The following is a 22,677-nucleotide window of genomic DNA, read 5'->3' on the forward strand; positions in this document are numbered from 1 at the left end:
ATACCTGTAACATTTTTAATCTCTTCAGATTGAGTGATAACATCACTAGTTTTAACTGAAACATTTTGCATAGAAGAAGTGATCTCTTCTAAAGCTGCTGCAGTTTCTTCTAAAGATTGAGCTTGAGAATTTGAAGAAGTGGTTAAGCTTTGAACAGCAGTTTGTAATTTTCCACTTTCATTAGCTAAAGCATTAGCAAAGTCTGAACTTTGTTTTAGCATTTTAACTATTTCATCGCCTAAAGCATTAGTAGTTAATTCAACACTTCCTGAAGCATTAGAGATTTTATTTCTAAAATCTAAGCTTTTGTATTCTTCAAATATTTTATGAATAACATTCATATCAGAACCTACTCTAGCTTGTAAAACATCAAGAAGTTTATTTAGAACATTTTTAAGTTCAATAAGTTGTGGGTTTCTTGGATTAGCAGTAATTCTTGCTGTTAGATTACCACCTTCTACAACTGATACGGTTTGAACTGATTCTTTAACAGCTTGATTGTCTTGTTCTAAACCTTTTTTAGTAGCAAGGATGTTTTCGTTGATAGCACTTGAGATTTGTCCAAATTCATCATTGCTTTTTACTTCTATAGTAGAAACATTTTTTGTTTTATGGTTGATGAAGTCAAAGAATGAAGTCAAACCTGTTTGGATAGCTGCAAGTGGAGAGAGATATTTTGATACGATGAAATAAAGGAGGATGACGCTAATAATACTTGTAAAAATAACAATCGCAGTTTGTATAAATGCAATTTTATAAACTGGAGCTTCTATTTGTTCTACTGGTTCTCCAACGCAAGCAGTATAAATTCCAGAAACTTTTGCACACACAGCAAATCTTTCACTATTATCTTTTGGTCTAGTATACTCAAAAGGTTCAAAATCTTTCTTGGTTTTTGCAAGATTTGCAATTGCACTAATATCATAACCTTGTTGTAAAAGAGCTTTGTCTGTAGAAACAAATACTTTATTTTCTTCATCAAATACAAAAGTTCTACCTGGTAAATTTTCAAATTCAGCTTGCAAATCTGCTGCAAGAACATCTACGGCCAAAACTCCTATAAATTTACCATCTTTATAAAGCGGAATAGAATATGTAAAGCAAGGTAAATTTGTAGTTACATCAATATAAGATGGGGTAATATAAAGTTTATTTGTTTTAACTGCTTCTATATAATATTCTCTTGTTCTAGCATCATAATTATCAGCTTTTCCATAAGTTCCAAAATCTAAATTTTTAGCATCAGAGTCTGGATCGCTTACAACAAGTTCGCCACTTGGTTGAGCAATATAAACTGCTAAGAATCTTCCAGCATCTCTAAAATTCTTTAAATCTTTTCCAACATAATGCATTAAAGCATCTTGACTATCTAACTGTTCTACAGGATGCTTTAAAATACTTTTAGCCAAACTTTCAAGAGCTAAAGAATTTCTTGCCTTAAAAGACTCCATAGAATTTTTAGCCGTTTTAACATAATTTATTTCAGCATTCACAACTTCATGAAAAATTGCTTGCTTTACAAATATAAATGTTACAACACCTAAAATTATCAAACACACTACTGCGATTAAATTTGCAATCAGTGAAACCTTCAATTTTACGCTTTTCATAATTTAAGCGCTCCTTTCTAATATTATTTTATAGGGATATTTACATAAAGTTTTATAATTATAAATTAAAAAATTTAAATTTTTACTTAAATTTAAAAGTTATAAAAAATTAATTTAATTAATATTAAATTAATTTATATTTATTATTTTTATTTAAAGTAATATCGCTTCGAAAATTCTATGTATTAAGCTTAATATCGTTATAATTTAAAAAAATTTATATCAAAGGAAATATTTTGAAAAAAATTATATTATTTATCTTATCTTTAGGGATATTTTATACTTTCACGCAAGCTAAAAACTTCGAACAAGATCAAAATAATAACAGCAATTTAGTTAGTGTCAGTATAGCACCTCAAGCATTTTTTGTTAAAAAAATAGCCGCAAATACTCTAGATGTCAATGTTATCTTACCTCCAAATAGCAATGAGCATAATTTTGAATTTAAACCAAGCACTATGAAAAAACTTGAAAAAAGTGATATTTATTTCACCATAGGCTTAGAATTTGAAAAAGTTTTTACGGATAAATTTAAACAAAATTTTCCAAAACTTCAAGTTGTAAATATGCAAAAAAACATAGCTTTGATTCAAACTCATGATACACACGAACACTCTCATGAGCATGAACACCACGAACATGAGTATTTTGATCCTCATACTTGGCTAGATCCTATTTTAGTCCAAACTATGGCTTTAAATATTTATGACACCTTAATTCAAAAATATCCACAAAATAAAAATTTATATAAACAAAATTTAGATAAATTTTTAGCAGAATTAGATAGTTTAAATTTACAAATTGCCTCAAAATTAGAAAAATTAAAAAATAGAGAATTTGTAGTTTATCATCCTTCTTGGACATATTTTGCAAAACGCTATAATCTTACGCAAATTCCTGTAGAAATTTTAGGCAAAGAACCAAAAAGCAAAGATTTGCAAAAACTTATCACTCTAATGAAAGATAAAAATTTAAAAGTCATTTTTGTTCAAAATGGTTTCCCTGAAAATGCAGCAAAAACACTTGCTAAAGAATGTGATGCAAAAATTTACAAAATAGATCATTTATCTTATGATTGGGAAAACGAGCTTTTAAAAACTGCTGATGCCTTTTCTCATAATTTATAATCAGGCTTTTTGATGCTTTTTTTTGAAATTTCTAATCTAAACTACGCTTATGATAATGAAATCATCTTAAAAAACATCAATCTTAGCTACGACAATAAAGACTTTCTCTCTATCATAGGTCCAAATGGTGCAGGAAAATCAACACTCGTAAAACTTATCTTAGGACTTTTAAAATCCAAAAATAAAATCCATTTCAAAGCTCTTCAAAGAAAAGAAATAGGCTATGTTCCTCAACACACTCTAGCCAATCCTAATTTTTGTCCAAGAGTACTTGAAATCGTTCTTATGGGACTTGTAAGTAAAAAAATTTTTGGTTTTTATGGGAAAAAAGATAAAGAAAAAGCTATGCAAGCTTTAAGAAGCGTAGGAATGGAAAAATTTTGGAACAAAACAATTGATTCTCTAAGCGGGGGACAAAGACAACGTGTTTTTATCGCAAGAGCCTTAGCTAGTGAATGTAAGATGCTTATTTTAGATGAACCTACCGCAAGCGTTGATAACAAGTCTGCTATACAAATTTTTGAACTTCTAAGCTCCTTGCACCAAAAAGGTATGGGAATTTTACTCATTTGTCACGATATCAACCTTGTATTAGCTTATAGCAATAAAATTGCACATTTAAACAAAGAACTTTTCTTGCATACCAACACTAAAGAAAAAGAAAAAAGTTTATTTTTAAAACACTTATACGAAAACCACTCTCATTTTTGTGATGTAGAAATGAGTTTAAATACTTGTTTTTGCGATGAAGAAAATTGCGATAGTAAAAAACTATGCGAACAAGAATTTACAAGAAGAAATTTGAAAAAAACAGAATTTAAAAAAGAAAATTTTTGTTTAAAATTTTCAAAGGAAAATAATGCTTGAAATTTTAAATTTCACCTTTTTTCAAAACGCTTTACTAGGAGCGATTTTAGTCAGTATAGCTTGTGGGATCATAGGTACTTTGGTGATGATAAATCGCCTTTTTTCTATGGCTGGAGGTATAACACATGGGGCTTTTGGTGGTATAGGTATAGCTTTTTATTTCTCTTTACCTATTTTATTAAGCACGGGAATATTTACTTTATTTTTGGCTTTTTTAGTAGCTTTTTTAGCTAAACACTATGAACACAGAAGCGATAGTATTATCGCTGTAATCTGGGCTTTTGGAATGGCTGTTGGGATTATTTTAATCGATTTAAGCCCTAGTTATAACACAGATTTAATGGCTTATCTTTTTGGGAGCATTTTAGCTGTAGGAACGCAAGATTTATGGCTTATGGCTTTGGTTGATAGCGTGGTGGTACTTTTGATCTTTTTATTTTATAGACAATTTGAAGCATTAAGCTTTGATGCGGAATTTGCAAAAGTTCGTGGTATCAATACAAGTTTTTTTCATTATCTTTTAATCGCCCTTATGGCTTTTTGTATAGTTATTTCTATACGCCTTGTAGGGCTTATTTTGGTTATGGCTTTACTTAGTATCCCAAGCTTTATTGCTGAAAATTTCACTAAAAGACTTGGCTTTATCATGATTTTGGCAAGTTTTTTAAGTATGATTTTTTGTATTTTAGGACTTATACTTAGCTATTATCTTAATCTCTCAAGCGGTGCTTGCATCATAGCTGTAGCTTGTTTTGGTTTTTTAGTGCATTTGATAGGAAAATTTTTAAAAAGGTAAAGGTGCGAATAACACTTGCACTTTTATATCTTTTTGCCCTTGTTCTTTAAAATACAAATGTTCGCTTGCCTTAAAAACAAAAAATTTTTCTGCGATTTTTCTTTGTAAATCTTGAGTTTTTTCACATAAAGGATACACAAGTTTAATATCATAAATTTTAAATTTGCAAGCATAAGCAAACATTTGATACAAATCGCTTTGTTCTATACCCTGTTTTTTATCATCTTCACTATCATTTGGAATTTTCCATTTGGTATCTAGGATCGTTTTATTTTCTATATATAAATCAGGCTTTAACATGAAACAATTTTCATCATTTTTTGAGATTAAATACTTTCCATTGTTTTGAACTTTAATATCTTGAGTTGGATTTACTTTTTTTAGCATATAAGCTACATAATCTTCAAAAATTTTCTCCATAGGAAAAAGCAAAGCAATTGATATCTTAATTAATCTTTTTTTAGTTTTAACATAGTATAATATACACCTTAATTATTATTGTAAACATACAAGGATAATATGGTTAATAACACAAAAAAATTAAAAGCTATTGATTTATTTGCCGGAATTGGCGGAATACGTATAGGCTTTAAAAATATATTTCAAGAAAAATTAGAATTTGTTTTTTCTTCAGAGATAGATAAATTTGCTTGTCAAACATATTTTTGCAATTTTAATGAGCTACCACATGGAGATATAACACAAATAAATGAAAATAATATTCCAAAACACAATATATTATTAGCAGGATTTCCATGTCAAGCTTTTTCTATTGCTGGGCATAGGAAAGGCTTTAATGATATTAGAGGAACATTATTTTTTGATGTTGCACGCATAGTCAAAAAACACAAGCCAGAAATTGTTTTTTTGGAAAATGTTAAAGGCTTCAAAAATCATGACAAAGGAAAGACTTTTTCTGTTGTAAAAAATACTTTAGAAGATATGGGCTATGATGTTTTTTCAGAAGTATTAAATGCTAGAAATTTTGGAATACCACAAAATAGAGAAAGAATATATATTGTAGCTTTTTTAAAAAATAAATTTAAAAATATATCATTTAACTTTAATGAGTTAAAAAATATCGAAATAAAATCCAAGCTAGGAGACATTTTAGAAAAAAATGTAGATGAAAAATATACTATCTCAGATAAATTATGGGCTGGTCATCAACGTAGAAAATTAGAACACAAAAAAAAAGGTAATGGATTTGGTTATTCTCTATTTAATCATAATTCAGATTATACTAGCACTATTAGCGCTAGATATTATAAAGATGGTTCTGAAATATTAATTGAACAAAAAAATAAAAATCCAAGAAAGCTTACTCCAAGAGAAGCTGCTAGATTACAAGGCTTTCCTAATAGTTTTAAAATAACAACAAGCGATAATCAAAGCTATAAACAATTTGGTAATAGTGTAGCTATTCCTGTAATTGAAAATATTGCTAAATTAATTCACAGGGAGTTATATAATGTCAATAAATGATGAAAAATTTGATATTAATTTAAAATTTTACTTTTTTATGAAATATCTAGTTAAAATTAATTTTTCAGATATACAGATAATAAACATTTTATCTCACATATCAAAAAATAAAAATTCTTTATATGAACTAAAACAATATATTAATTTAAATACTAAAAACGGTATAAACCAGTGGAGTTATTTAGAACAAATTATTTACGAAATTAGAAATATTATAGATTTTAATGTATTTATATTTGCTTTAAAAATTTACTCAATTAAAAATTTCTTACTAGAATTAGCTAAAATAAAACAAATGAGCAATATTGAGTTATTATCAAAATTAGATCCATTATCTTTAGAATATGATAAAATAACAATATATAATCCATATTCAACTAGAGTTAATGGAGCTTTATTGGCATTAACATTTTTTAATCATATAGACAATAATCAATTCTTTCATGATAATATAAATAAAGAATATTTTTTAAGCATTTGTCAACTTTCTCAAGAATTAAGAAAACATGGTTTAGAACCAAATCAAATTTTTATGCTTATTTTCAATGAAAGTATTAATCAATCTATCATAAGTTATAGTGGTAATAATTATGAAAATAGAATACTACAAAAATTACAATCTATAGGAATAAATCAGGAAACAATAACCAAAAAGCATGATGAAAACGATAGCTCTACAGAATTTGATTTCTTCTTTAATTTTAATGGAAAATCATATGGAATAGGAGCAAAAAGAACTTTAAGAGAAAGATATAAACAATTTATAAAAACAAGCCAAATGAGCAAGATAAATGTTATGATTGAAATAACTTTAGGACTAGATTTAGGAGAAGAAAAAGCTAAAACTATTCGTAATTATGGAGTATATTTAATTGTATCAGATGAAATATATGAACAAAACAAATTTCTACAAAATATAGATGGGGTATTTGGTTCATCGCAACTTACATTAGAATTGCTAGAAACATTATAATTTTTAACTTTACCACTCCACAAAGGTTCTAGCTTTTTTTATATCATTAAAATTTATAGTAGTTTTTTCTTTATTTTCTAAATTTTCTAAAGTGATATTTTCATCATCTACAGCAATGATTTTTGCTTCGAATTTTTCTTTTTCATTGGCTGTGATCTTCACAAGTTCACCTATACTTTTAGCAAAATGTTCTATCTTACTAAGCTTTCTTTCAAGTCCTGGTGAAGATACTTCTAAAAAATATTCTCCATTTACAGGTGGTTCTACATCAAAAATAGGCGATAAAATTTCACTAAGCCTTGCACAATCATCAAGATTTACCCCGCCTTCTTTTTGCACATAAATTCTATAAATTTTTCTGCCATTTTCACTTACTAGCTCATCATCATAAAAACTAAGTCCTGCTTCTTTGCAAAGGGCTTCAAGATTCATTTTTATCCTTTTTTATTTTTTCAAAAAGTCCATCCATATGGTTTTGATACTCAAGCCTATCATCAAATTTAAAGTGAAAATTCGGACACCTATACCAGCCCTGCTCACTCATGCAGTAATTTTGCAAAGCTCTACTTGCCTTTTTTAAAGAAGATAAAATTTTTTCTTGCTCATGAACATTAAAAAACATCTTATCAAGATACACAAAAGCATCGTATCTGCCTTTTTTACACTCTACATCCACTACACACAAATTTTTCAAATTTTCATCATCTAAATTTGCTAAAGCTTCAGGGATCAGCTCTTTTAAGATACTTTCAGTGCGTAGTTTTTTAATCTCACTTGGGTTCATAGACTTGCTTGTTCCTCTACTTCTTTATAGCTTTCTATATAATCACCCACTCTCATATCATCACACCCTTCTATACCTACGCCACACTCATAGCCTTTTGCCACTTCTTTAGCATCATCTTTAAAGCGTTTAAGCGAGCTTACATTTCCTTCATAAACCACAACTCCATCACGGATAAGGCGAATTTTAGCTCCACGATTAATCACCCCTTCAGTTACCATACAACCTGCGATTTGTCCGATTTTTGGTACATTGATCACTTGTCTAATCTCTGCTTGTCCTAATTGCTCTTCAGAAATAATCGGACTCATCATACCACCAAGCAAGGCTTTTACATCGTCTAAAAGATTATAAATCACATTATAGGTTTTAATTTCTACGCCTTTATCTTTAGCGCGCTCTTTAACTTCTCCTGTTGGGCGTATGTTAAAACCTAGTACTATAGAGTTTTCACTCGCACTTGCAAGCTCTATATCACTTTGTGTGATTCCACCTACCCCACTATGAATGATATTCACTTTAATTTCATCATTTCTAAGTTTTTCTAAACTTGCTTTTAAGGCTTCTAAAGATCCTTGCACATCAGCTTTTAAAATAACAGGCAAGGCTTTTAGATTACCTTCTTTGATCTTAGCTCCAAGCTCATCAATGCTAACTTTAGTAGATTTACTAAGTTCTTTTTGGCGATTGTATTCGTGGCGTTTATTAGCGTATTCTCTTGCTTCTTTATCGGTTTTTACTGCGATTAAAATTTCACCTGCATCTGCTACTTCGCTAAGCCCTACGATAACCCCACATTCGCCTGGTTTGATTTCTTTTAAGGCTTTACCTTGATCATCACTCATCGCACGCACTTTTCCATAAGCCTCACCTGCAACCACAGTACTTCCTACAGTAAGTGTTCCATTTTGCACGATGATAGTAGCTACCGCACCACGCCCTTTTTGCACAGAACTTTCTATAATACTTGCTTTAGCAAAACTTTTTGGATTGGCTTTAAGCTCTAAAATATCAGCTTGTAAAAGCACGATCTCAAGCAAATCTTCAATCCCCATTCCTGTTTTAGCCGAAACCCCTACAAATTCATAAGATCCACCCCATTCTACTGGCATGATTTCCATTTCTGCGAGTTGAGTTTTTACCATATCAGGATTTGCTGCTTCTTTATCCATTTTGTTAATAGCAATAATAATAGGCACACCTGCTGCCTTAGCATGATTTATCGCTTCTTTGGTTTGTGGTTTTACCCCATCATCTGCGGCTACAACGATGATTACAATATCAGTGATACTTGCACCCCTTGCACGCATAGCAGTAAAAGCTTCGTGACCTGGAGTATCAATAAAAGTAATTTTACGCCCATTTTTTTCTACCATATAAGCACCCACATGCTGAGTAATACCCCCTGCTTCACCACTTGCAACGCGTGATTTTCTAATATAATCTAGCAAAGAAGTTTTACCATGATCAACATGCCCCATGATAGTGATCACAGGTGCTCTAGTCACTAAATCTTTTTCATCAGTCTCTTCTTCATAGTCTTTTACATAATCAAACTCATCAGCCTCGTTAATGATATTGATCTCTATACCAAATTCAGCAGCCAAAATTTCAATCGCATCTTCATCTAAGAAATCATTTTTTGTTGTCATCATTCCAAGCATGAAAAGTTTTGAAATCACTTCACTAGTGCTTCTTCCTATCTTATCAGCGAATTCATACACACGAATTTCTTTAGAAATAGCAACGCTACTTACTTCTTCTACTTCCTTTTTTTCAATCTTTTTGGGTGGTTTTTTACGACTTCTTCTTTGAATTCCACCTTCAAGTCCAAAACCCGCAGAATTTCCAACAGCTTGTCTTATAAAATTAGGTTGTTTTTTATTGATATTTTGTGGTTTTTCTTGTTCTTTTACACTAAAATCAGGTAACACTACCTCATCTTCATCATCTAAAGAAATATCACCAAAATCATGTTCATCTAAAAAATTCATTTTTTCGGTACTTTCTTTTTTACTCGCGACAAAAGATTTTTTTTCTTTTTTCTTTTTCTTCAAACTCTCATCAGCATTTGAAAACATGGTTTTTAAACTTAAGCGCTCTTCATTATTGATAGATATATCATTTGAATTTTTTACTTCTTCTTTTTTAACTTGAATTTCTTCTTCGTCTTTTTTCTTTTTAACAATAACAAGTCCGCGTCTTTTGGCTAAAGTTGCACTAGCAAGGCTTTGTGGCTTATGAGCATCAATAATTTCTTGTTTTTCTTCTTTTGCATTTTCTTTTTCAACTTTTAATTCTTCTTTTTTAACTTCTTGTTTAAGCTTTTCTTCTTTTTTAGGTTCTTTTTTTTCAGATTCATTTAGCTTTTCTTGTTCTTTTATATTTTCTTTTTTAGGCTTTTTTGCCGTAGAAGTTTTGATATTTTTCTTAAAAGCTTCTGGAATTTCTCTTGTTTGTATATACTCATAAATAGCTGCTGCGATCTCAGGTTCTACAGCATTTGATGCTGTTTTAATTCCAAGTCCTAATTCATTTGCCTTTTCAATAATTTCCTTACTATCATAACCTAATTCTTTTGCGATTTCATGAATTCTAATCTTTGCCATTTAAAAATATCTCCTTAAGTCCTTGCTGAGTAATTTTAGTATTTAAATTTTTACATATTTTAGAAAATGCTTTTTGTAAGATTTTATCTTCTTTCTCAATACAATTTTGACATAAATATCCGCTTCTTCCATGTTCTGTTTTAGGCACAATATCTCCTAAAACAACTTTAAATCTAAATAACATATTTTGCTCAAAGCGGTTTTTACACACTATGCACATTCTAATTGGTATATGTTTTTTCAAAATTATATCTTTTTTTTATATTTTTTAGCAAATTTCAAAGCCATTATCATCAAATTCTAAATATTGCACACGAAAATCTTTAAATTTTGTTTGCATTTTCTTTGCCAAAGCTAAAGCATCATCTTTAAAAGCTAAAGAAAAAAAGCTCGATCCCGAACCTGAAAGCGTACTCATTAAAGCTTTATTTTCTAAGGCAAATTTTTGCACTTCAAAAAGCTCGGGTAAGTTTTTCATACGATTGATTTCATGGAGCTTATCTTGACTTGCAAATTTTAAAAATTCATATTTTTTCTCCAAAAAACAAGCGGTTAAAAATGAAGCATGAGAAAGATTGAAAACCGCATCATTAAAACTTAAATTTTTGGCCAAAGCTTGGCGTGATTGTTCCGTGCTCATTGCCAAATTTGGGATCACAACCACAGCAGCTAAATCTTTATCAATCTCTTTTTTGATGCTATAAACTTTATTTTTTTCAACCAAAGAACACACAAAACCACCAAGAGTAGCTGGAGCGATATTATCTGGATGGTTTTCATAAATTAAAGCTTCATCTAAAATACGTTCTTTTTCTACCTTAAATCCACTCATATAATAAGCACTGGCAATAGCTCCAACAATCACAGCTGAAGAGCTTCCTAACCCTCTTGAAAGAGGAATGTTATTTTGAAAAATAAAACGAAAATTATCTTTTTTTCCGCTTAGTTTTTCATAAATTTCATAAAAAATATTTACAAATATATTGTTTTTTTTAAGAAAAATATTATCACTGCCCTCACCTCCAATACTAATGCTAAAAACACCTGATTTTTGGATTTGAGTTTCATTAAAAAGCTTTAAACTAAGTCCTAAACAATCAAAACCTGGCCCTAAATTCGCACTCGTAGCGGGAACTAAAATTTTCAAATTTCATCCTAAATTGCATCTAAAAAATAAAAGGGAAGATTATCATTATTTAGTTTAAGCTCTTGTAAATTTTTTGGTAAAAAAAACTCTGCTGGGATATTTTGCTCTAAACAAATTTCACCCTCCTTATATACAAAACAAAAGTTTTTATTTGCGCTTATAGGTTTATAGCCATTTAATTCAAAAGCACTCACCGCAAATAAAGGAATATTTTTCACTATACTTAAAGTACTCAAACTTACATAAGAAATTTTAATCCCCATATAAGAACCTGGACCATTAGCATAAATTAAACTTGTAAAATCATATTCTTTAAGCAATTCATCTAAAATTTTTGGTAAAAATTCGCTTGCTTTTTCTTCACTTTTATAAGTTTTTATAAGTTTATCATCTTGATAAATTCCGATCATTAAAGGCTTAGATAAAGCATTAAGCAAAAGAGAGGTTTTTATGCAAATACCTTTTCATAAGCTTTTTGGGTTGTTTTTTCAAGGCTTACAATTTCATAAGCATCTTTATCTTTTAAAACTTCTTTAGTAAGCAAATGATTTAAATGATGACTCCCAGCATATGAAGTATAATCTCCAAAAACACGATATCCAAGTAAGGTTAAATCTCCAATTGCATCTAAAATTTTATGTCTTACAAACTCATCTTTGAAACGCAAACCCTCAGGATTTAAAATACGATTTTCATCTACCACTATAGTATTTTCTAAACTTCCACCTAGTGCTAAATTCATACTCCTAAGGGCTTGAACATCTTTTAAAAAACCAAAAGTTCTAGCTCTTGCTATGTTTTCTATATAATTTTTTTTGCTGAATTCAAAATTGTAACTTTGTTCACCTATAACAGCATTGTCAAATTTAATCGTATAGTTAATACGGGGTTCTTTAGTAGGAGTTAAACGCACAAATTTATTACCATCTCTTACTTCTATAGGCTTTTTAATTACCATAATTTTTTTAGGCGCATCAAGTTCTTTTACCCCTGCTTCATCAAGCATCATACAAAAACTAATACTTGATCCATCCATAACAGGAGCTTCGTTTGCATTTAAAACAATGCGTACATTATCGATTCCATAAGCATTAATCGCACTCATTAAATGCTCTATTGTAGAAATAAACCCCCTTTCATCTCCTAAAACAGTTGCCATTTGAGTATTGATCACATTTTCAGGACTTGCCTTATAACTTGCATTAAGATCGCTTCTAAAAAATACTATACCACTATTTGCTTCTAAAGGCTCTAAAGTAATTTCTATGGGTTCACCCTTATGAAGTCCTATACCTACACCTTTGACAGTTTTTGCTAAAGTTAATTGTTTCATTAATTTTTTCCTAAAATTATCTTTTTACCATCATTTAAAACATTGTAAATATTATTTTCTATCCATTTTTTATCTTGCCATTGTTCAGGACGCGTTTCAACTCCTTGAACCAAAACTCCAAAATGCAAATGATCACCTAAGGCTAAACCACTTGTTCCTGTTTTACCTATAATGCTTTGTTTATTAATCATTTCATCTAAATCAACATTTTTAGAAGAACAGTGCCCATAAAGACTATATACTCCAAAACCATGATAAACAATTAAATTTAAACCATAAATTCCATTTTCAGCAGCAAAAACAACCTTGCCTGCGTTATTGCTTATGATAGAAGCTTGTGCTACGCTTGCTAGATCAAGCCCCATATGATAAGAATCACTCACAAATTGCCCATTATAAGAATAATACCTATGATCAGCAAAATCCGCTACTTTCATACCATTTTTAAGAGGTAAAAATAAATTCAAATCAAAATTATCAATTTTTTCCTCAGGTACTTTTGAAGTGATTTCATGGATAAGCTCTTCATTACTATTTCTTAAAGTTTCATTGACAAACTTAAATTTTTCATAACGATTGAGATTATTATCTTTTGGAGCGTATTGATTGGCTAAATTCTCAATCTTTCCATCTAAAAATTTATCCGTTAGATTGATATTTGAAACACGATATTTACGATTAACAAAATAATACCTTATACGTTCTTTTGAAATATTTCCCGCTTTATCCGTAGCGATAACAAATGCGCGAAATTCCTCATCCCTTGCATCCCAAGCAATCAAAGCCGCATAATACCCTTCTTTTACATAAGGTGTAACTTTAAAGATTTTACCTTTATTTGTTTCTATATACACCTTATCTAAATTAGCATCATCGGCCTTAAAAACAACTGCCCCAGCACCGCCTTGCTCGATTTGGTAAGAATTGCTTATGATATTGATTTTTGGAGCCGTATTATCTACTAATACCGCAATTTGTTTTCTTGCTTCATTGCCACTAAAAAAATTCCAAAAACTAGAATCTTTAGCTATCACCTCCAAAACAAAAGATTTTACATTTTCTTTGTAACCAAATTTTGGCAAAGCAACTTGTAAGGTAATATCTTTTAAATTAGAAATCTTTTCATCTGCTATAACCATTGCACTAGTATTGTCGTCTTTATGCAATATAATTTGTACATTTTTGATAGAACTTTCATCATCTTTAACATGCACTAAAATAGGTTTTTTAAGATCAGTATATACAACATCTGGCATTAAAATTTGAGGAGGATTTTTTTCAAAAATACTTAATCTTGAAATAAAAAAAATCAAAATTGCTATTAAAACTAAAATTAAAACAGATAAATAAGTTTTGCCTTTTCTTTTTGCCATAACCTTCCTTAAAAATTTTCAATGTTTTTGTTGTTTTTAGTATAAATTCTATTATATTTTCAGTAAATATCTAGCAAATTTATAAAATTTCTCTTAGAGTATTAGCCTGTTTCATCCATTCTCTTAATTCATCATTTTTGTCTAATTGTATCATTTGTTTACATCTCTCTAATTCTTGTTGAAAAAAATCAATAGAACTTAATAAGTTATCTTTATTTTGTAAAAAAATACTTTCCCACATTTGTGGCGATGATTTGGCAATTCTGCTCATACCTTTAAAAGATCCTCCAGCTAAATGAACAATATTTCTTTTATCCTCTTCTTTCATTACAAAATTTGCCAAAGAAAAACTTATAACATGAGGCAAATGAGAAATAATAGCAGCATGATGATCATGGGCTTTACTATCCATAAAAACAATTTTCATCCCTAAATGAGAAAAAATTTCTACTGCTCTTTTTTGATGCAAGTCATCAGCTATTTCACTATCACAAAGAACACAAACTGCATCTTTATAAAGCTCTTTAAAAGCCGCTTTTGGACCTGAATTTTCAGTTCCTGTCATAGGATGAGCAAAAAGAGTTTGTTTGATTAAATTCTTAGGCAAACTTTCTATAATTTTTCTTTTTGTACTTCCAAGCTCTATAATTGTTACATTAGAAGGCAAATCAACTAACTTTTGCAAAATTTCTATAATAGCATTAACAGGAGTTGCGACAAAAATCATATCACATAAAGCTAAATCTTTAAATTCTATAAGCTCATGAATAAGACCTAATCGCAGGGCATCTTTTTCATTTTCTTTACTTAAATCCATACCATAAACACAAGAAATAAGCTTATTTTCTTTCAAACAAAGCCCTAAAGATCCACCCATAAGCCCAAGCCCTATAATTGCTATTTTCATACTTTTTACCTTAGTTTTTTTGTTAAATTTTTTTTGCTATTATACAGCTTTTAATAAAGCTTTAGGTAAAAAATCAATGAAAAAACATCTTATTAGTATTTGTGCTTTAGTTGCTATAGCCAATGCAGCAACCATTAAGGATATTAAATTTATCGGATTAAACCACTTATCAAATACAAGTGCCATAAATATTACAGGGCTTAAAATAGGAGAAGAAATAGATCCTGCAAAAATCAACACTGCTATTCTTAATCTTTATAAACAAAATTATTTCGAAAATATTTCAGTTGAAAACAACAATGGAATTTTGGAAATTATAGTTACTGAAAAACCAACTATAGCAAAGGTTAGTATAACAGGTATAGCTTCAAATGATAGAAAACAAGTTGAAAGTATTTTAGGGATTAAAAGAGGTACGCTACTTGATGAAGGAAGTATAAAAGAAGCTATTGAACGCATTAAAGCTTATTATGAAGCAAAAAGTTATTTTGATACTATTGTAGAATACAAAAAAAAGACTTTAGAAAATACCGATGGGTTAGAGCTTGAATTTATAGTAAATCGTGGTGAAAATATCATTATTGATAATGTTCATTTAAGTGGAGCCAAGAAATTTTCATATTCTGATATAGAACCTTCAATTGTCAATAAAGAAAAAGAATTTATGGGTTGGATGTGGGGACGCAATGATGGAAAATTAAAAGTTTTTGAGCTTAGCAATGATAGTTCAAGAATTGCTGATGAGTACATGAAAAAAGGATATTTAGATGTTCAAGTATCTCCTCCTTATCTTAAAACCTACACAGATACTTATCAAGCAAATTTGACTTATTTTATCAAAGAAGGAAAGCCTTATAAAATTAAAAGTATAAACATAGAAAATCCTTTATTTGATGATAAACAAAATGCACAAACCGTAAAAGATTTAAGATCAAGCGCTGGCAAAACTATCAATATTGAAGACATTAGAAAAGATGTTAAAACCATAGAAACACAAAGTGCTGATTTAGGTTATGCGTTTGTAGAAGTCTATCCTGATATTCAAAAAAATGATCAAACTCAAGAAGCTACTGTTGTATTTAAAGTAATCCCTCATGATAAAGTTTATATAAGAAATGTTATTATTTCAGGAAATTCACGCACTGTAGATCGCGTCATACGCCGAGAATTATATATAACAGAAGGTAATTTATACAATAGAACAGACTTAAGCGAGTCAAAAAATGCTTTAAAAAGAACTTCTTATTTTGACGATGTGAATATCAAAGAAGAAAAAGTTGACGATACACATATTGATTTGATTGTTGATGTTAAAGAAGCTTCTACAGGAGCTATTTCTGGAGGCATTGGCTATGGATCAAGCGATGGTATTTTACTTAATGCTTCTTTATCAGATACAAATATTTTTGGTTCAGGGATAAAAAGCTCTGTAAGCGTAGATAAAAGCGATGATACCTTATCAGGAAGGATTAGTCTCATAAATCCACGCGTTCTTGATAGTCAATATAGCCTAGGTGGAACACTTTATTCAAATGACTATGAATGGGATAATTATTCAGAAAAAAATTACGGCTTTGATATAACAGTTGGACGCCAATTTGCAAGATACTATAATGTAAGCTTAACTTATAATCTTGAACAAAGCGATATTTATCACTTAAGTCCAACTCTTTTAAGAACAGGATATGAACTTGGCAAAAGTATTAAAAGCTCTATAACTCCAGCAATCACCTTTAACAATACAGATGATTATTATCTGCCACGATCAGGTATCATTGCTTCAACTAGTTTAGAATACGCTGGACTTGGCGGAGATCAAGAATTTATTTCATCAAGCTCTAAATTTAACTTTTATCAAGGTTTGCAAGACTATATAGGATATGATCTTATTTATCGCTACAAAGCAAGCTTTTATAAAGTATGGAATGAAGGTTATTTACCAATTAACCAAAGAATTTATTTAGGTGGTATTAGATCGATACGCGGTTTTGAAAGCAGAACAGTAAGCCCTAAAAACCAATGGGGAGATGAAGTGGGAGGAACCATAGCTTTTGCCAATTCCGTAGAACTTAGTTTTCCTTTGATTGATAGAATTAAACTTCGTGGTAGCGTGTTTTTTGATTATGGTATGATAGGACGCAAAAATTTAGATGAAATAAAAAGAATGAGTACAGGTATAGGCATTGAATGGATTACACCAATTGGACCTTTACAACTTGTATTTGCCAAACCTCTTAATGATAAAAAAGGTGATGATACTAACAGTTTTGAATTTAATCTTGGAACACGCTTTTAATGAAAGAATTTTTAGATGCTTGCTTGAATGCAAATTTGCAAATACGTAAGTATCTAAACAATATCCCACAAAATGATCTTAAACTTTGCTCTAAATTAGGCTATGATGAAAATCAAGGCTATGAGCTTGACTTAAAATGTGAACAAATTTTCATAAAATATCTTAGTTGTTTTGGGCAAATTTTTTCTGAAGAAAGTGGCTTGATCGGGAAAGATAACCCAAAACAAATGATTCTTGATCCTTTGGATGGAAGTTCAAATTTTGTTTCTAAAATACCATTTTATGGAACTTCTATAGCTCTCATAGAAAAAGATCAGGCAAAAAGCGCTTTTGTTTGCAATCTTGTCAGTCAAGAAATTTTTGCTTTTAATAACAATCAAGCTTTTAAATCTAATCTTTCCGATCCAAAATACTCACCCTTAACACCTAATCTATTTTCTAAAATAGGTATAGTTGAAAAAATTTCACTTTATCCAGAACTTCTCGATTTTTTAACAAAAAATCAATTAAAATTTCGCTCTTTGGGCGCAACAGCCTTAAGTCTCGCTTATGCTTCGTATTTTAGTTTTGTATTAATTCTTGGAAAAACACGAATTTTTGATACAGTAGCTGCTTTAACAATTCATCAAAATTTATATATAGAAAAAAATGAAAATTTCCTTCTCCTAAGCCAAGACAAGAAAATTTTTGATATAATCTTAGAATTTTTAAAAAATAATTAGGTGAATATATGAATTTTGCAGATATTTTTTCAAAAATAAGAAGACAACAACCTAGCGTTAAAGAAGCTCCAAATCACTGGGTAAAATGCCAAAGTTGTCATGCTTTGATGTATTATAAAGAAATAGAATCTTGTTTTAATGTTTGCCCTAAATGCAATTATCACATGAGAATTTCAGCTGATGAACGTATTAAACTTTTAAGCGATGAAGGCAGTTTTATTGAGTATGATGCAAATTTAGAGGCTATAGATCCTTTAAAATTTGTTGATAGCAAATCTTATAAAAAACGCCTTAGCGAAGGTGAAAGTAAAACAGGTAGAAAAAGTTCTGTTATTAGTGGAGAATGTGAAATCAATGGTTTAAAAACCCAACTTGTTGTATTTGATTTTTCTTTTATGGGTGGATCTTTAGGTTCTGTTGAAGGAGAAAAAATCGTTAGAGCTGTACAAAGAGCCATCACAAGCAAAACTCCTCTTGTCATCGTAAGTGCAAGCGGTGGAGCTAGAATGCAAGAAAGTACTTATTCTTTGATGCAAATGAGCAAAACTAGCGCCGCACTTAAACTTCTTAGCAAAGAAAAACTTCCTTATATTAGCATTTTAACTGATCCTACTATGGGCGGAGTAAGTGCTTCTTTTGCTTGGCTTGGAGATTTAATCATCGCTGAACCTGAAGCTTTAGTAGGTTTTGCTGGTGCAAGAGTTATTAAACAAACTATAGGAACAGATTTACCTGAAGGTTTTCAAAAAGCAGAGTTCTTGTTAGAACATGGACTTATAGATGCCATAGTTGAAAGAGGAGAACAAAAACAATATCTTAGCGATGTACTAAAATTTTTTAGTGGAAAATAATTTGCAAGTTAATATCTTTTGTATTCAAAAAAGTGATGAATTTAAAACTTGGAGTGAGAAATACTCTAAACTTATTTCTAAATACGCCACTTTAAAAGAAATAAATTTTTTTAATAAAAAAATAGCCTTAGCTCAAAATTTAAATGCCATAGAAGCAAAAAAAAGCTATGAAGAAGCTTTTATGCCTTATAAAAAAGGCTATTGTATCGCTCTTGATGAAAAAGGGAAAGAACTTACAAGTATAGAATTTGCAAAACTCATCCAAGATAAAAATGAATTAAGTTTTTTTATAGGCGGTGCTTATGGTTTAAGAGAAGAATTTAATCAAAGTTTGGATTTTAGACTATCATTAAGCAAACTTACTTTAGCACATCAATTTGTTAAAACCTTACTTTTAGAACAAATTTATCGTGCATTTTGCATCAACAACAATCACCCTTATCACAAATAGAAAGTTTTAAAATGAAAAAAAATGAAATACAAAATTTCAAAAATATTTTAGAAGAAAGAAAAAAAACCATCTTAGAAAATTTGCAAAGCAATTCAAATGAAATCGAAGCTCTTCACAATAGCGTCCCAAGCGATAGTGTAGATTTTTCTGTCATAGAAACAGGCTCTCAAATTGACTTTACTATCAGCACCAATCTCAAAGAAGAACTTATAGAAATCGAAAATTCTTTAGATAAAATCAAAAACGGCACTTATGGAATTTGCGAATCTTGTGATGATGAAATCGACTCTCAAAGACTAAAAGTCAAACCTCACGCAAGATATTGTATCACTTGCCGTCAAATTGCAGAACAAGGAAAAAAACATGAAAATTAAACTCTTTTTACTTGCAAGTTTTATTTATATAGCACTTATTTTTGCCTTTGCTTGGCATCTAGAACTAGGAAGCTATACTCTAAATATCAGCACTTATACCTTTGAACTACCTATTATGATATGGCTTGTTATTCCTTTATTTGTTTATATGATTTTAGCCGTTTTACACATAGCATTTTATGGATTTTTGCGTTATTTAAAATTTAAGCATTTTTTTAAAGATGCAGCTAAATTTGAAGCTTATACTCAAGATTTACTCCTTGAAAAAGATCTTAAAACCACTTTTCAAACAAAAGAATTTAGAGCTGTAGCACAACTTTTTAAAACCATAAAAACACATGAAAAAATTCCACACTCAAATAAAATCAATGAAATTTTAGATCTTATTGATGGTTTAAATAAAAACGAATTTTTTAACCTTAGTAAATTTAAACTCGAAAATAACAATGTTTTATATTTGCAAAATGAAAAAAATCATCTCAAAAACGATGCAAATTATGCCTATAGCAAACTTAAAAACCTTAATGAAATCAAAGATGAATTTGAAGAAATTGCTTTTAATACTCTTATAGAAAAAGCTAGTTATGAACAAATTAAAAATGTAAAAATCCCTAAAAAGCCTTCTGAAGTTCTCACACTTATCAAGCGTTTTAAAGAAGGAAATTTAGAACTTAGTGCAGCAGAATACGAAGTTTTACTTTCACACAATATACTAAGCGAAAAAGACTATCTTAACGCAGCAAAACTAAGTACTAAACTTTTAAATCCTGATGCTATTTTAGGAATTTTTAACAAAATTAAAAATGAAAAAAGCGAAGCTTTAAGAGCACATTTATATCTTTTAGCTGAATTTGGACTTTTAGATGAGTTAAGAGAGCAAATTCACAATGATGATAAGAAATTTAATGATTTTAAGGCCTTTTTAGCCTTGCGTGAAAAAAATATCAAAATCAATCTAAACCAACTCATACAATGATAGATTTTAGCAAAAAACCTTTATTTTTAGCTCCTATGGCAGGTTTTTCAGATCTGCCTTTTCGTAATGTAGTAAAAAAATTTGGTGCTGATATTACCATAAGCGAAATGATAAGTTCTAATGCTTTAGTTTATGAAAGTTCTAAAACTCTACATATGCTAGAAAGAGCTGAATTAGAAAATCCTTATATAGTCCAAATTGCAGGTGGAGATAAAGAAGTGCTAAAAAAAGCAGTGCAAATGCTAAATGAAATGGATTTTGTAGATGGGATTGATTTTAATTGCGGTTGCCCTGTAAATAAAGTTGTTAAACAATGTGCTGGCAGTGCTTTGCTAGAAAATTTAGAGCTTTTTAAAAATCTTGTAGGAGTAATTAAAGAAAACAATAAAAAAAACCTTACAAGTGTAAAATTTCGACTAGGATTTAATGAAAAATATCCTGAAAAAATGGCTAAAATTTGTGAAAGCTTGGGGGTGGATTTTGTAAGTATTCATGGACGCACAAGAAAACAGCTTTATAGCGGAAAAGCCGATTATGAATCCATTGCCAATGCTAAAGCGAGCGTGAAAATTCCTGTGATTGCAAATGGCGATATTAACGCACAAAACGCTAAAGAAGTTTATAAAATCACAAAATGTGATGGACTCATGATAGGGCGTGCAAGCGTAGGAAATCCTTGGATATTTTATGAAATCAAAAGCGGTAAAAGTGTAGATGAAAAACTCAAAAAAGAAATCATACTCACTCATTTTGATGAAATGATAAAACACTACAAAGATCAAGGTGTAAGTATATTTCGCAAGCATTTACACGAGTATTCTAAAGGGCATAAAGACGCTTCAGCCTTTAGAGATGAAGTCAATCGTATCAATGATGCTAAGATAATGCAAGAAAAAATCGAAAATTTTTTCTAAACCCTAGTTTGTCTTATAAGATTATTTAATCTATCCATTATAGATCCAACATAAGAATTGATACTTTCACTGCTTGCTTTCCAGCCATTAGCTTTTGCTTGATTAAACTGATTATCAAACAAAGCTCCACCATAACCTATGATTGCATTTTGCCAAGCAACTCCTTTTTCCATTGCATATATATCTGCATCAAGCCAACCCTCTTGTGCATAACCTTTTAATAAACTTGCAAAATCAACTTTGCCTGTCATAATGTCATCTAAGGAAGCTAATGATCCATCAAAGCTTTCTTTAGCCATAGCTTCTTTGAAAGATTTAACTATAGGATTCATTGTGGTATTGCCACCTTTTAAAACATCAGCACCTGTTGATTTTAAAAAACTCATAAATAAAGCTTCTTTAGAATAACTTCCATCTTCATTTTGTGGATAAACTGACATATCAGGATTAAAAATATATTTGTTTGATGTATTTTGAGTTTGCATACTTTGTGGAGTGAAATTTAATGGTTGCAAGCCTGTATTGATATGTCCTAATATTCCTAATTGCTCTATTTCATTGTATTGTTCTTGGGTGTTGTAATAATTTGTTATAGTTTTACTTTCCAAATTTAAAGGTGAAGCAAAATCAAAATCTCCTACTGACATACTTACACCCTTAGGTAAACTATTTAAATCTACTTCGGTAAAACTTGTTTTATTCGCATTGTTAAAAGTGTGATTTAATATCTCATCAAATTTGTTATAATATTGTTTTATAGTATTTGCCATATCTATATTAGAATAATAACTGCTTACTCCTAAATAATTAGCTGTATGAGCATTAAAATCTGTATTATACCTATATATCTCGTCCAAAGTAGATTTATGTATCTTAAAATCTTCAGGAAGTCCTGCAGCTTTATTAAAATCACTTCCCATATAACCATCTTTATCTACACTATAACCATAGGCTGTATTAGTAGAAGTATTACTTATATCTGCTTGTTTATATTTTAGAGTATAAATAGAGTTTTTAAATTCACTTGATATATCATAATTAGGAGAATTTGTCTTACTACTTATACTAAAATTAGTGTTATT

At 29.8% G+C, this 22,677-nt stretch carries 23 protein-coding genes and 1 pseudogene; 12 read left to right on the forward strand and 12 right to left on the reverse strand.

What is annotated here, in order from left to right:
- Positions 1-1,610: methyl-accepting chemotaxis protein (locus tag AJ930_RS02435; protein WP_070274792.1), on the reverse strand; the 1,610-nt coding region annotated here is incomplete at its 3' end.
- 236 nt (positions 1,611-1,846) lie between these two features.
- Between AJ930_RS02435 and AJ930_RS02440 the strand changes: the two genes are divergently transcribed.
- From AJ930_RS02440 to AJ930_RS02450, 3 genes are read left to right on the forward strand one after another with little or no spacing between them, the layout of a single operon-like run.
- Positions 1,847-2,737, forward strand: coding sequence for a metal ABC transporter solute-binding protein, Zn/Mn family (locus AJ930_RS02440; RefSeq protein WP_070274793.1), 891 nt, complete (start codon positions 1,847-1,849; stop codon positions 2,735-2,737).
- 12 nt (positions 2,738-2,749) lie between these two features.
- Positions 2,750-3,604, forward strand: a complete 855-nt coding sequence (locus tag AJ930_RS02445; RefSeq protein WP_070274794.1) for an ABC transporter ATP-binding protein — start codon at positions 2,750-2,752, stop codon at positions 3,602-3,604.
- A complete protein-coding gene (locus tag AJ930_RS02450) occupies positions 3,597-4,400 on the forward strand; it encodes a metal ABC transporter permease (RefSeq protein ID WP_070274795.1) in 804 nt (267 codons plus the stop codon). The genes AJ930_RS02445 and AJ930_RS02450 overlap by 8 nt, the downstream gene beginning before the upstream one ends.
- On the opposite strand, the pseudogene AJ930_RS02455 reads toward AJ930_RS02450, so the two are convergent.
- A pseudogene (locus AJ930_RS02455) lies at positions 4,389-4,841 on the reverse strand (5-methylcytosine restriction system specificity protein McrC); the annotation flags it as partial. The gene AJ930_RS02450 and the pseudogene AJ930_RS02455 overlap by 12 nt on opposite strands.
- 78 nt (positions 4,842-4,919) lie before the next feature.
- Between AJ930_RS02455 and AJ930_RS02460 the strand changes: the two are divergent.
- Both AJ930_RS02460 and AJ930_RS02465 read left to right on the forward strand, forming a co-directional pair.
- Positions 4,920-5,885 (forward strand): DNA cytosine methyltransferase, encoded by a 966-nt coding sequence (locus AJ930_RS02460; RefSeq protein WP_002860962.1) that lies wholly within the window; start codon positions 4,920-4,922, stop codon positions 5,883-5,885.
- A complete protein-coding gene (locus AJ930_RS02465) occupies positions 5,872-6,858 on the forward strand; it encodes a hypothetical protein (RefSeq protein WP_002860961.1) in 987 nt (328 codons plus the stop codon). The genes AJ930_RS02460 and AJ930_RS02465 overlap by 14 nt, the downstream gene beginning before the upstream one ends.
- Positions 6,859-6,867: 9 nt before the next feature.
- Here AJ930_RS02465 and rimP read toward each other — a convergent pair whose 3' ends face one another.
- The 9 genes from rimP to AJ930_RS02510 form a co-directional block, all read right to left on the reverse strand.
- Positions 6,868-7,290, reverse strand: coding sequence for a ribosome maturation factor RimP (rimP, locus tag AJ930_RS02470; RefSeq protein WP_002860960.1), 423 nt, complete (start codon positions 7,288-7,290; stop codon positions 6,868-6,870).
- The gene (rbfA, locus tag AJ930_RS02475; RefSeq protein ID WP_002860959.1) at positions 7,280-7,642 is read right to left on the reverse strand and encodes a 30S ribosome-binding factor RbfA; all 363 of its coding nucleotides are present in this window, start codon (positions 7,640-7,642) and stop codon (positions 7,280-7,282) included. Before rbfA ends, rimP begins: the two co-directional genes overlap by 11 nt.
- Complete coding sequence (gene infB, locus AJ930_RS02480; protein WP_002860958.1) at positions 7,639-10,251, reverse strand: translation initiation factor IF-2; 2,613 nt, start codon at positions 10,249-10,251, stop codon at positions 7,639-7,641. Before infB ends, rbfA begins: the two co-directional genes overlap by 4 nt.
- The gene (locus AJ930_RS02485) at positions 10,238-10,495 is read right to left on the reverse strand and encodes a DUF448 domain-containing protein (RefSeq protein ID WP_083263150.1); all 258 of its coding nucleotides are present in this window, start codon (positions 10,493-10,495) and stop codon (positions 10,238-10,240) included. The genes infB and AJ930_RS02485 overlap by 14 nt, the downstream gene beginning before the upstream one ends.
- Before the next feature lie 24 nt (positions 10,496-10,519).
- Complete coding sequence (thrB, locus tag AJ930_RS02490) at positions 10,520-11,398, reverse strand: homoserine kinase (RefSeq protein ID WP_002857455.1); 879 nt, start codon at positions 11,396-11,398, stop codon at positions 10,520-10,522.
- Positions 11,399-11,406: 8 nt separating this feature from the next.
- On the reverse strand, positions 11,407-11,808 hold the full coding sequence (locus AJ930_RS02495) for a tRNA threonylcarbamoyladenosine biosynthesis protein TsaB (protein WP_002851789.1): 402 nt from the start codon (positions 11,806-11,808) through the stop codon (positions 11,407-11,409).
- Positions 11,809-11,846: 38 nt separating this feature from the next.
- The gene (gene lpxC / locus AJ930_RS02500) at positions 11,847-12,731 is read right to left on the reverse strand and encodes a UDP-3-O-acyl-N-acetylglucosamine deacetylase (protein WP_002851689.1); all 885 of its coding nucleotides are present in this window, start codon (positions 12,729-12,731) and stop codon (positions 11,847-11,849) included.
- Entirely contained in the window at positions 12,731-14,104 is a 1,374-nt protein-coding gene (locus AJ930_RS02505) for a M23 family metallopeptidase (protein WP_002860957.1), read from the reverse strand. Before AJ930_RS02505 ends, lpxC begins: the two co-directional genes overlap by 1 nt.
- Before the next feature lie 79 nt (positions 14,105-14,183).
- Entirely contained in the window at positions 14,184-15,011 is an 828-nt protein-coding gene (locus tag AJ930_RS02510; RefSeq protein WP_002860956.1) for a prephenate dehydrogenase, read from the reverse strand.
- Between the two features lie 76 nt (positions 15,012-15,087).
- On the opposite strand from AJ930_RS02510, the gene bamA reads away from it, so the two are divergent.
- From bamA to AJ930_RS02545, 7 genes are read left to right on the forward strand one after another with little or no spacing between them, the layout of a single operon-like run.
- Positions 15,088-17,307, forward strand: coding sequence for an outer membrane protein assembly factor BamA (gene bamA, locus AJ930_RS02515; RefSeq protein ID WP_032603272.1), 2,220 nt, complete (start codon positions 15,088-15,090; stop codon positions 17,305-17,307).
- Positions 17,307-18,029: an inositol monophosphatase family protein gene (locus AJ930_RS02520; protein ID WP_002860954.1), complete on the forward strand. Its 723-nt coding sequence runs from the start codon at positions 17,307-17,309 to the stop codon at positions 18,027-18,029. The genes bamA and AJ930_RS02520 overlap by 1 nt, the downstream gene beginning before the upstream one ends.
- 8 nt (positions 18,030-18,037) lie before the next feature.
- Positions 18,038-18,880, forward strand: a complete 843-nt coding sequence (gene accD, locus AJ930_RS02525; protein ID WP_002860953.1) for an acetyl-CoA carboxylase, carboxyltransferase subunit beta — start codon at positions 18,038-18,040, stop codon at positions 18,878-18,880.
- A gap of 1 nt (position 18,881) precedes the next feature.
- Positions 18,882-19,331 carry a 23S rRNA (pseudouridine(1915)-N(3))-methyltransferase RlmH gene (locus tag AJ930_RS02530; RefSeq protein WP_002860952.1) on the forward strand — a complete coding sequence of 150 codons (450 nt, stop codon included), beginning with the start codon at positions 18,882-18,884 and terminating at the stop codon, positions 19,329-19,331.
- A gap of 11 nt (positions 19,332-19,342) precedes the next feature.
- Positions 19,343-19,705 (forward strand): molecular chaperone DnaK suppressor DksA, encoded by a 363-nt coding sequence (dksA, locus tag AJ930_RS02535; protein ID WP_002857406.1) that lies wholly within the window; start codon positions 19,343-19,345, stop codon positions 19,703-19,705.
- Positions 19,695-20,681 (forward strand): hypothetical protein, encoded by a 987-nt coding sequence (locus tag AJ930_RS02540; protein WP_002860951.1) that lies wholly within the window; start codon positions 19,695-19,697, stop codon positions 20,679-20,681. Before dksA ends, AJ930_RS02540 begins: the two co-directional genes overlap by 11 nt.
- On the forward strand, positions 20,678-21,595 hold the full coding sequence (locus tag AJ930_RS02545; protein ID WP_044779385.1) for a tRNA dihydrouridine synthase: 918 nt from the start codon (positions 20,678-20,680) through the stop codon (positions 21,593-21,595). Before AJ930_RS02540 ends, AJ930_RS02545 begins: the two co-directional genes overlap by 4 nt.
- Here AJ930_RS02545 and AJ930_RS02550 read toward each other — a convergent pair.
- Positions 21,592-22,677, reverse strand: a 1,086-nt coding sequence (locus AJ930_RS02550; protein WP_070274797.1) for a Cj0814 family flagellar-dependent secreted protein, incomplete at its 5' end; no start/stop codon positions are given. The two genes, AJ930_RS02545 and AJ930_RS02550, sit on opposite strands and share 4 nt — an antisense overlap.

Source organism: Campylobacter sp. BCW_6871, assembly GCF_001762325.1.
Lineage (GTDB): Bacteria > Campylobacterota > Campylobacteria > Campylobacterales > Campylobacteraceae > Campylobacter_D > Campylobacter_D jejuni.